At 67.2% G+C, this 14,362-nt stretch carries 8 protein-coding genes; 2 read left to right on the top strand and 6 right to left on the bottom strand.

The window, feature by feature from the left end; genetic code table 11:
• The first annotated feature begins 91 nt into the window (after positions 1 to 91).
• Together K343_RS23440 and K343_RS0111525 are read left to right on the top strand one after the other, a co-directional pair.
• A complete protein-coding gene (locus K343_RS23440) occupies positions 92 to 7,339 on the top strand; it encodes a S8 family serine peptidase (protein WP_084615841.1) in 7,248 nt (2,415 codons plus the stop codon).
• A 242-nt stretch (positions 7,340 to 7,581) separates the two neighbouring features.
• On the top strand, positions 7,582 to 9,363 hold the full coding sequence (locus K343_RS0111525; protein WP_028008211.1) for an acyl-CoA dehydrogenase C-terminal domain-containing protein: 1,782 nt from the start codon (positions 7,582 to 7,584) through the stop codon (positions 9,361 to 9,363).
• Between the two features lie 70 nt (positions 9,364 to 9,433).
• Here the strand turns inward: K343_RS0111525 and K343_RS23435 are convergent, their stop codons facing one another.
• The 6 genes from K343_RS23435 to K343_RS0111495 form a co-directional block, all read right to left on the bottom strand.
• Entirely contained in the window at positions 9,434 to 10,009 is a 576-nt protein-coding gene (locus tag K343_RS23435; protein WP_154662530.1) for a hypothetical protein, read from the bottom strand.
• Positions 10,010 to 10,106: 97 nt separating this feature from the next.
• Positions 10,107 to 10,538 (bottom strand): DUF3429 domain-containing protein, encoded by a 432-nt coding sequence (locus tag K343_RS23430; protein ID WP_028008210.1) that lies wholly within the window; start codon positions 10,536 to 10,538, stop codon positions 10,107 to 10,109.
• Between the two features lie 181 nt (positions 10,539 to 10,719).
• Entirely contained in the window at positions 10,720 to 11,301 is a 582-nt protein-coding gene (locus K343_RS0111510) for a ferritin-like domain-containing protein (protein ID WP_028008209.1), read from the bottom strand.
• 95 nt (positions 11,302 to 11,396) lie between these two features.
• A complete protein-coding gene (gene sigJ, locus K343_RS0111505) occupies positions 11,397 to 12,284 on the bottom strand; it encodes an RNA polymerase sigma factor SigJ (protein ID WP_028008208.1) in 888 nt (295 codons plus the stop codon).
• A 145-nt stretch (positions 12,285 to 12,429) separates the two neighbouring features.
• Positions 12,430 to 13,080, bottom strand: coding sequence for an MBL fold metallo-hydrolase (locus tag K343_RS0111500; RefSeq protein ID WP_028008207.1), 651 nt, complete (start codon positions 13,078 to 13,080; stop codon positions 12,430 to 12,432).
• Positions 13,077 to 14,174: a mechanosensitive ion channel family protein gene (locus K343_RS0111495; protein WP_028008206.1), complete on the bottom strand. Its 1,098-nt coding sequence runs from the start codon at positions 14,172 to 14,174 to the stop codon at positions 13,077 to 13,079. The genes K343_RS0111500 and K343_RS0111495 overlap by 4 nt, the downstream gene beginning before the upstream one ends.
• Positions 14,175 to 14,362: the final 188 nt, after the last annotated feature.

Genomic DNA, 14,362 nt, shown 5'->3' with positions numbered 1-14,362 from the left:
TTGTTTCGAGAAAAAAGCGGTGGCGTGCGCATTGCCGGTCTCCAGCCGCGGACGCTATCACGGCACCCGTCGATTCTCTGAAGGGGCTTCCATGCGTCATCTGCTCACCGGCCTTGTTGCCACCCTGCTCACCACCAGCGCGTTCGGCGCCTCTCACGCGCCGCCAGAACGCCTGCATCTCCAGACCATGGACACGGCCAATCCCTCCGCGACCGCACCGCGATATACGCTGCAACTCGCCGATACCTCGCTCGATGAACGAAAGCTGGGCGCGGCGCTCGCCAGGGTCGCTCCAAGTGCGAAGCTGCGCTGGCGCTCGCGCCTGTGGCCGCAGTTCGCAATAGTCGAGGCACCGGAAGACAGTGCCAGCCGCCTGCAACAGATACCTGGCGTGATCGGCGTACAGATCGCACGCTACACGCCGGCGGCTGTCGCGCGCAGCACCGGAAAAACCACCACTTCGATTCCTGGCGCCACCCTCGCGAATTCAGCCGCCGTTGTCGAGTTGCCGCTCAGCAACGACCCACAGGCCGGAAAAAACGTTCGCGTCGGCATCATCAGTACCGGCATCGACTACACACACGCCGCCCTCGGCGGCCCGGGAACACAAGCCGCATACGACTCCGCATGGGCAAATGCCGCGGCGCCGTTCGACGAATTTCCGGCTGACGTCGTGGTAGGCGGCATCGACCTCGCCGCCGAGAGCAATCTGGCATCCCGTGACCGGAATCCGATCGATTCCAAGCTGCCCTGGGAAAGCAACGGCTTCGTCTATCCGACAGGTCGGGGCACCTACCTCGCCAGCATCATCCACCGTCTTGCCCCCGGCGCGAAGCTGGTGGCACTCAAGAGCAGTGCGGTCTTCGAGAGTCAGGGCACACGGGTTCTGAAGTACGAGTTCGAAGCGCTCGCGGCCGCCTTCGAAGCGGCGCTCGATCCGAATCTCGATGGCGATACCTCGGACCACGTCGACGTCCTGCTCTACGATGACGACGCCGGCAGCTTTGCCTACTACGATCCAGGCAGCACCAGTCCGTCTCCCGACAGCATGATCGCAGCGATGATCGCCGGCGTGGCCGCGCGCGGCATTCCGGTCGTCGTCGGCAGCGGCGAGCTCATCTACGACTCTCCTTACAGCATCGCACCTGCCGGTTCCGTGCCGGACGCCGTCACGGTCGGAGGCCTGGAGCGGATTGGAGACGCCGATGTGGTGACGTCGTTCTCGGGCCGCGGTCCGGTACGCGGCACGGCACGCTTCCTGAAGCCCGAGCTGGTCAGCGACAGCGTCTCCATCAACGGAGCCTCCGTTGGCAACGGAGACGGCATGGAAGTGCGGACCGGTGTCGATGCAGCAGCGGCGCGAATTGCCGCAGCGCTCGCCATTCTGAAGCAGCAGCGCCCTTCGCTCAGCAGCCTCGAGCTGAAGGCTGCACTGGTGAACACCGGGACACGCGATGTCGGCCACGAGCCCGCGAATCCCGACCAGCCCGCTGATATCAGCCGTTCCGGACTAGGCCGGGAGAACCTCGAGGGCGCGATCGCCACTCCCTTACTCGCATGGGATGAGGACACCCGTCAGCCTTCGATCTATCTGGGCTTCAAAGAAGTATCCGGAACGCAGCGCTATGTTCGCCATCTCCGCATTCGGAACATTTCGAACCAAGCGCAGAGCTACACACTTCAGGTTCAGAGGGTCGGCGAAAAGCCAGGATTCTCCGCGCTGAAGATCGAGGCGCCAGTCAGCGTCCAGGTCCCCGCCAGCAGCAGCATCAGCATTCCGGTCACCTTCGAACTGGATGCCGCAAAGCTGCCGCCCTGGACCCTGCGTGAAACTGGCGATTTCAGCGCCGCGAAATGGTCTCAGGCCGAGCTTTCCGGTTATCTGGTGCTGTCGCGGCCCGGGTCGCCGGATGTGGCCGTCAGCTGGCTGTTGATGGCGCGGTCGAAGACCAGCATTACCAAGCTCGCCGAAACGATGTACGAGGGCTACAACAATGAGTACTGGAAGCAGTATCTCGGCATCGAGGATACCGTCGAACTGACGCAGGACTTCCGCAACGACAATCTTCACACCGCGGAGTTTGCCGTTTACCCCGTCGTCGCGCGTGTCGATTATCCCGAATACGACAAGCAGAAAGCGTCCGGCCACATGCTGCGCTATGTCGGCGTTCGCGTCTTCGACGAAGCCCGATGCAGCTCCGGCCAGAAGCTGTCGATCGCGGCGAGCTTTTTCTCCCCCGCCGCGATCGCGCTGGCCAATTACTTCGAGCGCGGCTCGCAATTGCTGTACTGGGAGATCACGCCCAACCCTTTCAGATCCGACGTCACGACCGACACCATCGGCTACGGCTGGGTTGAAATTGATGCCCAGGGTCAGCCCTTCACGACCTACATCGATCTCACGATCCCCTACGACCCGAGCAACCCGACGGGGCGCTATCGTCGTGCCAAGCTCCCCGCCAAGATGTCCAGCCATACGCGCAACGTCGTCAGCGAGGTCTGCCTCGATGAGCTCTATCACGACGACGTCACGAGCCCTGCCGCGTTCGATGCAAGATTGCGCTGGGTGTTCTCGACGGATCGCGACGCGATCCCCCGTCAGGAGAATGACCTCTTCCTGCACAATCCCATGCGGCCCGGCTATGACGCCTTGTTGCGCGAACCGGAAGGCTCGCCGAGCAATTACGTCGAGCGGCTCGGCGCCGCAGGCGGCGCGACCCTGACCTTGACCGGGGCGAAGCAGGATGGCGGCATCGGCCCGACATCAGAGGGGCGTCTCTACGAGCACGACGGCTTCCTGCTCATCAGCCTGACCGACGACTTCGCGCTGTTCTCTCCGATCGACTACAGCGAAGTGTCGCCCTACGCAGCACCTCGCGCGGATCAGACCTTCTCGGTGCGAGAAGATGCCGCACCGGGCACCGTACTGGGCCGCATAGAGACCGATGTCGAGCAGTTCTTCGGCATCGGCAAGACATCCGAATTTTATCGACTCGTGCTCGCCGGCGCGGTTCCGGGCGATCCCTTCAGCATCACGGATGAAGGAGATCTGGTGCTGAGCAACCCTGCCGGGCTCGACCACGAGATGGCGGCCACGCTGATCGTGCCGGTACACGCGCAGTACGGGCAGGCCTTGGGCGCGACCGTAGACATTTCCGTGCAGGTGATGGACGTCAATGACAACTCGCCGGAGTGGATCGGCGAAGGCAGCGCGCTCCCGGACGCCGCCACGCAAACCCCATATCGCGTCGCGCTCGGCACCAGCTTCCGCGACGCCGACGGCACGCCGCTGACTTATACAGCGAGCGAGTTGCCGGCCGGCCTGGCGCTGGACGCGGTGACCGGCGACGTGCACGGCACGCCGACACTGGCGGGCGATTTCAGCGTCACGATCAAGGCCGACGACGGCGAGCGCAGTGCCGAGAAGGTGCTGGCGCTGAAAGTGCGCGGGACCGATGTCGTGCACAAGGACGGCGGTGGCGCCTGGTCGCCGGCGGCCGGCCTGCTGCTTGTCCTGATGACGGGCCTGCGTGCGACGCTACGCCGGCGCATGAGGCGCGCGGGCTTCGTGCTCGGCCTGCTGTCGGCGGGCATCCTGTCAGCGGCGGGCGCGCTGCCGGCGCATGCTGCCGAAGAGCCGAGCCGGCCGCAGCCGCGCAGCAGCACGGCGACAGCGCTCAAGGGCGGAGCCGCGGCCGCGTACCTGCGCGACGAGCACAGCCGCGCGCTGTACTTCGTGCATCTGAAGGACGAGCCGCTGGCCCGTTACGACGGTCGCCTCAAGAATCTGGCGGCGACCAGCCTCGCCGCCAGCGCCGGCCGCAACGCGACGAAGCGCGGCGTGCTGGACGTCAAGAGCGCGCGCAGCATCGCCTACCTCGACTATCTGCAAGCCCGCCAGACCAGCGCGCTCAGCGGCATACAGCGCAAGATCGGTCGCGCAGCGGCGCCGCGCCAGCAGTTCCGTATCGCGCTCAACGCTCTGACGCTATATCTGAGCGAGGCCGAGGCACAGTCGCTGCGCGGCCTGGCACCGGTGCGCACGGTCGAACGTGCCGAGCCACGCTACCTGCAGACCGATCGGGGCCCGCAGTGGATCGCTGCCCACACCGTCTGGGCCGGCGTGCCGGCTGCTTTGCCGACGCAGGGCGAAGGCGTCATCGTCGGCGTCATCGATACCGGCATCCGCCCGGAAGCGCCGTCGTTCGCAGCCGTCGGCGGCGACGGCTACCAGCACCGCAATCCGCTCGGCGACGGCGTCTACCTCGGCGACTGCGTGCCACGCCCTGATTTATGCAATGACAAGCTGATCGGGATCGTGAGTTACGAGGAAATCACATCGAGCTACGCCCATCTGCGCGAACCCAACGGCATCGATTACAACGGTCATGGCACGCACACCGCTTCGACCGTTGCCGGCAACGTCCTCAGCGAGGTGCCGATCTACAACGCGCTCGGCCAGCTCGCGCAACAATCCTTCCCGCAGCTCAGCGGTGTCGCGCCGCATGCCAACATCGTCGCCTATCAAGTCTGCTTTCCGGGCGACGGCGCTCCCTGCGTGCCGGACATCGCCGTGCGCGCCGTCGAACACGCGATCGAACACGGCGTGCGTGTGCTGAACTACTCGATCGGCGGCCCCATCAAAAGTCCCTGGGAGTCGGCCGACGGCCTGGCCTTCCTTTCCGCACGCGAAGCCGGCATCCACGTCGCCGTTTCGGCCGGCAACAATGGCCCGGACGCCAGCACGATCAGTTCTCCGGGCAGCGCCCCGTGGGTGACGGCAGTCGCCGCGAGCACGCACGATCGCGCATACACGCCGAAGACGATCGGCGACTTCAGCGGCGGTGCGCCGCCATCGACGATCACCGGCCGCGGCGTCACCGGCGGCTATACCGGCGTCGTCGTCGATGCTGCCCGCTACGGCGACGCGCTGTGCCAGGCACCATTCCCGGCCGGAACCTTCACGGGGGAGATCGTAATCTGCTCACGCGGCGAGAACGCACGGGTCGAGAAAGGCGCAAACGTGCTCGCCGGTGGCGCCGGCGGCATGATTCTCGCCAATGTCGATCCCGCCGCCGATGATGTCGTCGAGGATTTCCACGTCCTGCCGGCGATCCACGTCGACCTCGCAGCAGGCACCGCGCTGCGCAACTGGCTCGCCGGCGACAGCGGCACACCGCACTTGGCGACGATCGGCGCCAGTGTGCCGGCCCCAGACCCGGCGGTCGCCGACGTCGTCGCCGACTTCAGCTCGCGCGGTCCTGCGCTGCCGTATAAGGACTGGATCAAGCCGGATATCGCCGCCCCTGGCGTGAACATCTATGCGGCCTTCAGCCCCGATCTTCTGTGGCCGGCCGAAGGCGTGCACCCGGCACCGTACGGCTTTCTCAGCGGCACTTCGATGGCGAGCCCGCATGTGGCCGGCACGCTGGCGCTGCTCGCCGCCGCGCATCCGGACTGGACGCCGGCCGAAGCGCAATCGGCGCTGGTCGCGACCGCGAAGGCCGACATGCGCACCCAATCGGGCGAAACCGCCGGCGTGTTCGAGGTCGGCACGGGCCGCGTACGCGCGGATGCCGCGCTGCAGGCCGGTCTGCTGCTCCACGAAAACGCGACCCGCTATCAGACGGCGGATCCGCAGTCCGGCGGCTCGCCCAGCACGCTGAACCTGCCCTCGTTGGTCGCCGGATCGTGTGTGCTGCAATGCCGCTGGACGCGTACCGTTCGCGCGGCGCGCGCCGGCACCTATATGGCCAGCACCAGCACCGACACACCCAACACAGGCATTTCGGTGGAACCTGCCCGCTTCACCCTGGCCGCCGGACAGACGCAGGCCTTGACCGTCACGCTCGCGGCCAGCGGACCGGCCAGTGGAGGCAGCGTCGGCGGCAGCGTTGAATTGCGCTCGGACGACGCGACGCAACCGACGCTGCGCTTTCCCGTCCGCGCCGAGTTGCGCACGAGCGATGTGCCGGCATACACGCGCATCGCCGCCACCGGCAAGCAGGGCACGCAGCGCATCGGAGGACTGCACTCCACCGGCGGCGCCGTGCAGTACGGTCTGTGGGGCTGGAGCATCGCGCAGCGCTATCCAGCGACCTTGTTCCCGGATCCGACGCCGGACGATTTCGTGCCGGATCATCCGGAAAGCCTGCAGATCGTGCCGCTCGAGGTCCGCAGCAACACCAAGCTGCTGGTCGTGCGCATCGTCGATGCGACGGCCAATGATCTCGATCTGTTCATTGGTCTCGACGGCAATCTCAATGGCCGCCCGGATGTCACCGAAAGCGCAGCCTTCTACTGCGTCTGCGCCGACGACGACGCCGATGAGGAATGCGTGATCGTGGATCCGCAGCCGGGCAGCTACTGGATCGCTGTGCACAACTACGCCGGCAACGCAACCGGCGACACGCACACGCTGCTGGCGGCGCAGGTGAGGAACGATATCGACGGCCTGACCATGAGCGGACCTGCCTCGACCACCTTCGGCGAGCCGTACGCGGTGGACATCGGCTGGAACCTGCCGGCGCTGCGCTCTGGAGATACCGCGTTCGCCGTGTTCTCGGCGCGCCCGGTCGACGCCGTCGGTGCCGACAACGGCCCGTTCGGCATCGTCGAACTGTCGCGTACCCAGGACGGCGTCACGGTGGACACGGAGACGACCGAGCTGCTGTCCGGCGCTCCGCTGCGCTACACGCTGCAGCTCGCCGGCGGCGCGCAGGCGACGACCGTCGACGTCGAGATCCCGGAGCCGCTCAGCGTCGAATCCGCCGAGGGCGCCAGCGTCGACGGCGCGCGTCTGCGCTGGACGCTGCCCGCCGGCGCATCCGCCACGCAGTACGCACTGGTGCTGGCGACGTCGGCGGTGCAGCTGACGCAGACCGTGGCGCTGCCCGTCGAGTACCGTCTCGGCGACGGCGAAGCCCGCGCCGCCGAAGTCCCTTCGGTGCGCGTCGAAGGCTATCCGCAGGCCCGCATCGACGGCGCTGCCAGTCTCGAGCTGCAGGCGCGGCGCGGCGAGACCCTGACGCTGACGACGGCGGGCAGCAGCGGCGCGCTCGACGGCGACACGCTGCAGTTCCGCTGGCAGCAGACCGCCGGCCCGGCCGCGCCGATCGTCGCTACGCCGGACGGCGGCTATACGCTGGCCATACCCGATGCAGCCGCCGGCCAGACGCTGCGCTACACGCTCGTCGCCAGCAACGGGCGGCGCGAGTCCGAACCGGCGACACTGAACGTCACGGTCGCCGCCAGCGGCGGCGGAGGCGGCGCCATGGACGCGGCCGGCCTGCTCGGCCTGCTGGCGGTCGCGGCGATCTGCCGGCGGCGACGATCCTGAAGCCAGAGGGGCAACAAGGGCCGGCCGCTGCCGGCCCTTTTTTTGTGGCCGCGTCAGCGCCGGCAAGGAAAGGGATGCGGCGCGTGCGGACGGCGGGCCGCATCCCGCCGACGAACGGCCTGTCGGAAATTCATCACGGATGCTGCATCGCGGCAGAAACATACGGTACAGTATGGTCCATCGAATTTCGGGCGTTCCCGCGAACGCGCAAACCTTTTCCCTTTCAGATCCGGAGCTTTTCGATGCCGCAATACACGCCCCCGCTGCGCGACATGCAGTTCGTCCTCCACGAGATGCTCAACGTCGAGCAGGCCTTCAAGGAAATGCCGCCGCACGCCGATCTCGACGCCGACACCGTCAACTCGGTGATCGAGGAAGCCGGCAAGTTCGCCGCCAACGTCATCTTCCCGCTGAACCAGTCCGGCGACGAAGAGGGCTGCACCTACGTCGGCGACGGCGTCGTCAAGGCGCCGAAGGGCTTCAAGGAAGCCTATGCGCAGTACTGCGAGGCCGGCTGGCCGTCGCTGTCCTGCGATCCGGATTTCGGCGGTCAGGGCCTGCCGGAACTGGTCAACAACGTGCTGTACGAAATGCTGAACTCGGCGAATCAGGCCTGGACCATGTACCCGGGCCTGTCGCACGGCGCCTACGCGGCGCTGATCGCGCGCGGCAGCGACGAACTCAAGCAGGCCTATCTGCCGAAGATCGTCTCCGGCGAGTGGACCGGCACGATGTGCCTGACCGAGCCGCACGCCGGCACCGACCTCGGCATCATCCGCACCAAGGCCGAGCCGAACGCCGACGGCACCTACGCGATCTCCGGCACCAAGATCTTCATCTCGGCCGGCGAGCATGATCTGTCCGCCAACATCATCCACCTCGTGCTCGCGCGCCTGCCGGATGCACCGGCCGGCACCAAGGGCATTTCGCTGTTCATCGTGCCCAAGTTCATCCCGAACGCCGACGGCACGCCGGGCGAGCGCAACACCGTCAAGTGCGCGTCGATCGAGCACAAGATGGGCATCCACGGCAACGCCACCAGCGTCATCAATCTCGACGGCGCGAAGGGCTGGCTGGTCGGCGAGCCGCACAAGGGCATGAGCGGCATGTTCATCATGATGAACGGCGCGCGCCTCGGCGTCGGCATGCAGTCGCTGGGTCTCGGCGAAGTCGCGTACCAGAACTCGCTGGCCTATGCCCGCGAACGCCTGCAGTCGCGCGCGCTGACCGGTCCGAAGCTGAAGGACAAGCCGGCCGACCCGATCATCGTGCACCCGGACGTGCGCCGCATGCTGCTGACGCAGAAGGCGTACAACGAAGCCGGCCGCTTCCTGACCTACTGGGTCGGCCTGATGATCGACCAGTCGCACAAGCACACGGACGAGAAGGTCCGCGAAGAAGCCGACGAGCTGGTCGCGCTGCTGACGCCGATCGTCAAGGCCTTCATCACCGACAACGCCTTCGAGAGCACCAATCTCGGCATGCAGGTGTTCGGCGGCCACGGCTTCATCAAGGAAACCGGCGTCGAGCAGTACGTGCGCGACGCGCGCATCAACCTGATCTACGAAGGCACCAACACCATCCAGTCGCTCGACCTGATCAGCCGCAAGGTGCTGCTCGACGGCGGCAAGAAGCTGATGAAGTTCGGCAAGCTGGTGCAGGATTTCATCAAGGCCCAGGCCGCCAATCCGGAGATGAAGGAATTCATCGAGCCGCTGATGGACATCGGCGACAAGGTGACGAAGCTGACCGGAGAACTCGGCCAGAAGGCGATGAAGAATCCGGACGAACTCGGCGCCGCCGCAGTGCCGTATCTGCGCGTCGTCGGCCACCTCGTCTACTCGTACCTGTGGGCGCGCATGGCCGCCGTCGCGCTGGCCAAGCCCGAGGACGACTTCTACAAGGCCAAGCTGGCGACCGCCCGCTTCTACTTCGCCAAGCTGCTGCCGGAGACGGCGTACCAGATCCGTTCGGCGCGCGCCGGCAGCGACACGCTGATGGCGCTCGACGCGGCGCTGTTCTGAAATCTCGCTGCAGCAACGCAAAAAGGGCCGGCATCATTGCCGGCCCTTTTTCGTGGTACCGCGAATCGACTCAGAACTCGCCGATCACGCGTATGCCGTAGCTGTCGGCCTTGTAGGAATGGCCGAACTCGTCCTTGTAGTCCATGCCGGTATAGCTGGCGACGACCCAGCGCCAGCCGACTTCGAGCGTATAGCCGTAGGCATCGTCGAAATCGACGTCGGGCGCGATGTGATCGCCGTGGAACTTGATGGCGGTGTGCCAGACGCCGCCGGCGCCGAGCCGCACGCCGTTATCGAAGTGATAGCTGCCGATCAGCTCGACGGGCACGCGCGACAGATAGATGTCGGCGTTCGAGGCACGGGTCGTCACGTACTTGTAGCCGACCGTCGCGCGCGCCGACCACTGCGGCGACGGCCGCACATAGAAGCCGAGCGCCGCGCTGAGCCCCTGGCCGGCATCGACGCTCTGGTCGCTGTTGTCGTCGAAATAGATGCGCGCGACCTCGTCGCCGCCGAACTCGGCGGCGCCCTGGACGACGAAGCCGAAGCGGGCCGGATAGTACGCCGGCGCCTGCTGCGCCGGGGCCGGTGCAGCGGCGGCAAGCGCCAGCACCCCAGCCAGTCCCGCGAGATGACGATGCTTCATGGAATCTCCCTGTCGTGGATACGCTCCCCCGAGCGCCCGGCGACGATAGCAGCGCGCGCGGCGTTCGGGTGCTCCGATGCGCACGCCAGCGTGACGCTCAGCCCAACAGGAAACGCCAGGTGATGCAGACCAGCACGCCGAGCGTCAGGACGATGCGCAGCCGGAAGTAGCTGCTCATCGGATCGAGCTCGCGCTCGCGCCACAGCTCGGCAAGCCCCAGCAGCACGAAGACGCCGGCGAGCGCCGGCAGCGCCTCGCGGAACGGCAGCAGCGACGCGCCCCAGGCCAGCAGCATCAGCACCGCCGACAACACCATGCCGAACAGGCCGGCCGGGTTCTCGGCGACGACCAGCGCCAGACCCCAGAAGCTGCCGGCCATGAAGGCCGCGATCATCGCCGCATACAGCAGCCACGCACGATCGAGCCATTCCGGCGCGGTCTGCGGCGCCACGCTCAACCACAGCGGACCGGCGATGAACGGCAGAAGGCCCGCGTAGCCGAGGGCAAACAGCAGGCGTGGCAGATTCATTGCAAAACACCGGGCCGGAAATCCTGCGGCAGCCTAGCGCGGCCGCGTCCCGATCAAAAGGGCGCCCGACGCAGGCCGGCACCGCACTGCGCGGCGAAGCCGTCGCCGAAGACACGCGCCCGGCGGGCGCAACGGCCGGCCGCCGGCCGCGAACGGCGCCCCGCATCATCGTCCCCGCCTGTTAGCGGGCGGCGCGGCGCAGCGGCTCCGCCGCCGGCTCGCCCTGACGCCCGAGCTCCCCGAGCAGCGTGCTCAGATCCTCCGCATGCTCTTCCTCCTTGGCGAGGATCGCTTCCATCATGCGGCGCGTCGTCGGATCGCGATCGCCGAGGTACTGGACGATCTCGCGATAGCTGTCGATCGCGATGCGCTCGGCGACCAGATCTTCCTCGAGCATCTGCACGAGATCCTCGCCTTCCACGTACTCGGAATGGCTGCGGCTGAGCAGGCCGTCCGGCGAGAGATTCGGCCTGCCACCGAGTTGCGTGATGCCCTCGGCGAGCTGGTCGGCGTGCTGCTGCTCCTCCTCGGCATGTTCGAGGAATTCCGCGGCGACGCTCTTGGCATGGATGCCCGAGGCAGCGTGATGGTGGTAGCGATAGCGCAGCGTGCAGACGATTTCCGTGGCCAGCGCTGCGTTGAGCAGCGCGATGACCGCATCGCGGTCGGCGCCGTAGCCCTCGGTCACCGCGCCGCGCAGCAAATGCTCGCGCGCCCGGCGCCGGATCGTCTCGATATCGGTCAGAAACGGTTTGGCTGCCATGGCTGGACTCCGTCGGCTGTGGTCGGTGCGGGCGATCCGCCGCTCCGATCCACCTTGCCGCGCGGCGCTGAATCGCGCCTGACCACGTGCCCCGCTCAGGGGGCGGCGAAACGGCGCAGCTTGTCGGGATTGCGGATCACGTAGATACCGCGGATGCGCAGCGCCGCGTCGAGCTCGATCGCCATGGTCTGGATCGGCGTGCCGTCGGCGGCGCGCAGCAGCAGCCCGGGCAGTCCGTTGATCCGCAAGGCCTCGACGCGCGTATCGGCGGGCAGCGGATGTTTGCGCAGCATGCCGGCGAAGACGCGCGCGATACGCTCGCGGCCGTCGATCGGAATGCCGATCGCGGCCACGCGCCGGCCGCCGTCGGAGATCAGCCGCGCATCCTCGGCGAGCAGTTCCTTGAGCTGGTCGAGATCGCCGTCGCGGCTCGCCGCGAGGAAGGCCAGCGCCAGGCGCTCGCCCTGCGCCGGCGTCGCGGCATAGCGCGGACGCGCACCGCGGAGATTGTCGCGCGCCCGCGACGCGAGCTGGCGGCAGGCCGCCGGACTGCGCTGCAGGGTCATGGCCACTTCAGCGAAGTCCACCTCGAAGACGTCGTGCAGCAGGAAGGCGGCACGTTCGAGCGGCGACAGTCTTTCGAGCGCGAGCAGGAACGCGTACGACAGGTCGCTGGCCAGCTCGCTCGCCGCTTCCGGGCCGGGCACCCGCCAGGCCTCGTCGTCGGTCACCGGTTCCGGCAGCCAGGGTCCGAAGTACTGCTCGCGCCGGACCCGCGCCGACTTCATCTGATCGAGGCACAGGCGGGTGACGGTGCGCGCCAGAAAAGCCCGTGGCGCCTGCACGGCCGCCGCGTCCGCCGCCTGCCAGCGCAGCCAGGCATCCTGGACGACATCGTCGGCCTCGGCCTGCGATCCGAGCATGCGATAGGCCAGCCCGCGCAGGAACGGCCGCTGCGCTTCGAACGCGGCCGCGGCGCTCATGCCGGCCGCCCCGCCGCCAGCGCCGGCGCGCCAGCCGCCTTCATTGCCGCGATCACCCTCTGCGCTGACTGCATCGCCGCCTCCGTCATTCGTCCCGCCTGAAGACGAGGCAGGCCGCCGCACTGTGACATGCCGCGGCGCCGCTTCAGCCGAAGCGACGGTCGGCGACGAACGGATTGTTGCGGCGCTCTTCGCCGAAGGTCGACAGCGGACCATGCCCCGGCACGAAGCGGATCTCGTCGCCGAGCGGAAACAGGCGCTCGCGAATCGAGCGCACCAGATCCTCGTGATTGCCGCGCGGGAAGTCGCTGCGGCCGATGCTGCCGGCGAACAGCACGTCGCCGACGAAGGCGAGCTGCGAGGGCGCGTGGTGGAAGACGACGTGGCCCGGCGTATGGCCGGGACAGTGCAGCACGTCGAGGCGCAGACTGCCGAGCTCGACAGTGTCGCCCTGCACCAACCAGCGGTCCGGCGTGAATGGGCGCGCCGGCGGAAATCCGTAGCGCGCCGCCGCTTCCGGCAGCGCGTCGATCCAGAACTGATCGTCGGGGTGCGGTCCTTCGATCGGCACGCCGAGACGTTCGGCGAGATCGGCGACGCCGCTGGCGTGATCGAGATGGCCATGCGTGACGAGCAGCTTGTCGATCGTCACGCCGTGATGGCGCGCGCGTTCGAGCAGGCGCTCGATCTCGCCGCCGGCGTCGACGACGGCGCCGCGCATCGTCGCGTCGTCCCAGACCAGCGAGCAGTTCTGCTGGAACGGCGTGACCGGAATGATTTCGCAGCGCAGGCTCATATGCGTTGCGCCCCGAAGTCCGTCGTGCCCTCACCGGCGCCGCGGATCTGCACCGGCCCGGCCAGATGCAAGGTCCGCGTCGGATACGCGAAACCGATGCCGGCCCGTTCGAACGCGCGCACCATCGCCAGGTTGATCGCCTGCTGGGTATCCATGTACTTGTTGTAATCCGGGTCCAGCATCCAGTAGACGACTTCGAAGTCGTAGGACGAGTCGCCGAAGCTCGCAAAGTGCGCACGGTCGAAGCGCACCAGCGGCTGGGCGCTAACGATCTCGCGAACCTGGTCGGCGACGCCTTCCAGCTGGTCGACCGGCGTCTCGTAGAGAATGCCGAACTTGAACACGATGCGGCGCTCGCGCATGCGCTTGTAGTTGCGCAGCCGCGCCTTCAGCAGGTCGCTGTTCGAAAACACCAGCTGCTCGCCGCCGAGGCTGCGGATGCGGGTGGTCTTCAGGCCGACGTGCTCGACCGTGCCCATGTACTCGTCGACGATGATGAAGTCGCCGATCACGAACGGCTTGTCGATCACGATCGACAGTGACGCGAACAGGTCGCCGAGGATGTTCTGCACGGCCAGCGCGACGGCGACGCCGCCGACGCCCAGGCCGGCGATCATCGCCGTGACGTCGATGCCGAGGTTGTCGAGCGCGACCAGCAGCAGGATCGACCACAGCACCGTCTTGGCGACGAAGGTCAGTGCCGACAGGCTGGTCGCCGCGCCCGAGCCCTCCTCCATCGCACGCTCGCGCGAACGCGCGACCCAGAAGTCGATGCCGGCGCCGATCCACAGGCCGAATTGCCAGATCATCGCCAGAATCGCCGCGCCGCGCAGCACGGCGTCGGTGCGCTCCGGCAGCAGCAGCGAGTGCGAAGCGACCCACAGGGCCGGCAGCCAGACCAGCCACAGCCGGGTCCGGCGCGTGATAGCGATCAGCGAATCGTCGACGCGGGTCGAGGTCAGCGCGGCGAAGCGGGACAGACGCCGGACGATCAGCTGCCGCACCGCCCAGACGACGAGTACCGTGAACGCGGCGACCCCGAAGGCCAGCAGCCACTTGGCGAGCGGATTACCGAAGAAAGTGTATTGAAGCATGGGGGAGAAATCGTCCTGTTGGCGGCAACGGGACGTCCAATAGTAATGATATGGGCGCGTGTGTCGACATTTTCCGACAGCACCTGCAAGCGCGAAGCCGCTACGCTTCCGCAAAAGTTCAAGTTTTTCGGCCGGATGCCGGTATTGCGGCAGCGGATTGATGGGTCGGTGATGTGTAAGGGGATTTG

The sequence above is a fragment of the Solimonas flava DSM 18980 genome (assembly GCF_000426685.1).
In the GTDB taxonomy this organism is placed as follows: domain Bacteria; phylum Pseudomonadota; class Gammaproteobacteria; order Nevskiales; family Nevskiaceae; genus Solimonas; species Solimonas flava.
Note: the sequence above shows the minus strand (reverse complement) of the source record. Positions and strands in the feature narration are given on the sequence as shown.

Excerpts from the sequence above, each read along its gene's own strand:
- K343_RS23440 (WP_084615841.1), top strand. The coding sequence starts at position 92 with ATGCGTCATCTGCTCACCGGCCTTGTTGCCACCCTGCTCACCACCAGC.
- K343_RS0111525 (WP_028008211.1), top strand. The coding sequence starts at position 7,582 with ATGCCGCAATACACGCCCCCGCTGCGCGACATGCAGTTCGTCCTCCAC.
- K343_RS23435 (WP_154662530.1), bottom strand. The coding sequence starts at position 10,009 with ATGAAGCATCGTCATCTCGCGGGACTGGCTGGGGTGCTGGCGCTTGCC.
- K343_RS23430 (WP_028008210.1), bottom strand. The coding sequence starts at position 10,538 with ATGAATCTGCCACGCCTGCTGTTTGCCCTCGGCTACGCGGGCCTTCTG.
- K343_RS0111510 (WP_028008209.1), bottom strand. The coding sequence starts at position 11,301 with ATGGCAGCCAAACCGTTTCTGACCGATATCGAGACGATCCGGCGCCGG.
- sigJ (WP_028008208.1), bottom strand. The coding sequence starts at position 12,284 with ATGAGCGCCGCGGCCGCGTTCGAAGCGCAGCGGCCGTTCCTGCGCGGG.
- K343_RS0111500 (WP_028008207.1), bottom strand. The coding sequence starts at position 13,080 with ATGAGCCTGCGCTGCGAAATCATTCCGGTCACGCCGTTCCAGCAGAAC.
- K343_RS0111495 (WP_028008206.1), bottom strand. The coding sequence starts at position 14,174 with ATGCTTCAATACACTTTCTTCGGTAATCCGCTCGCCAAGTGGCTGCTG.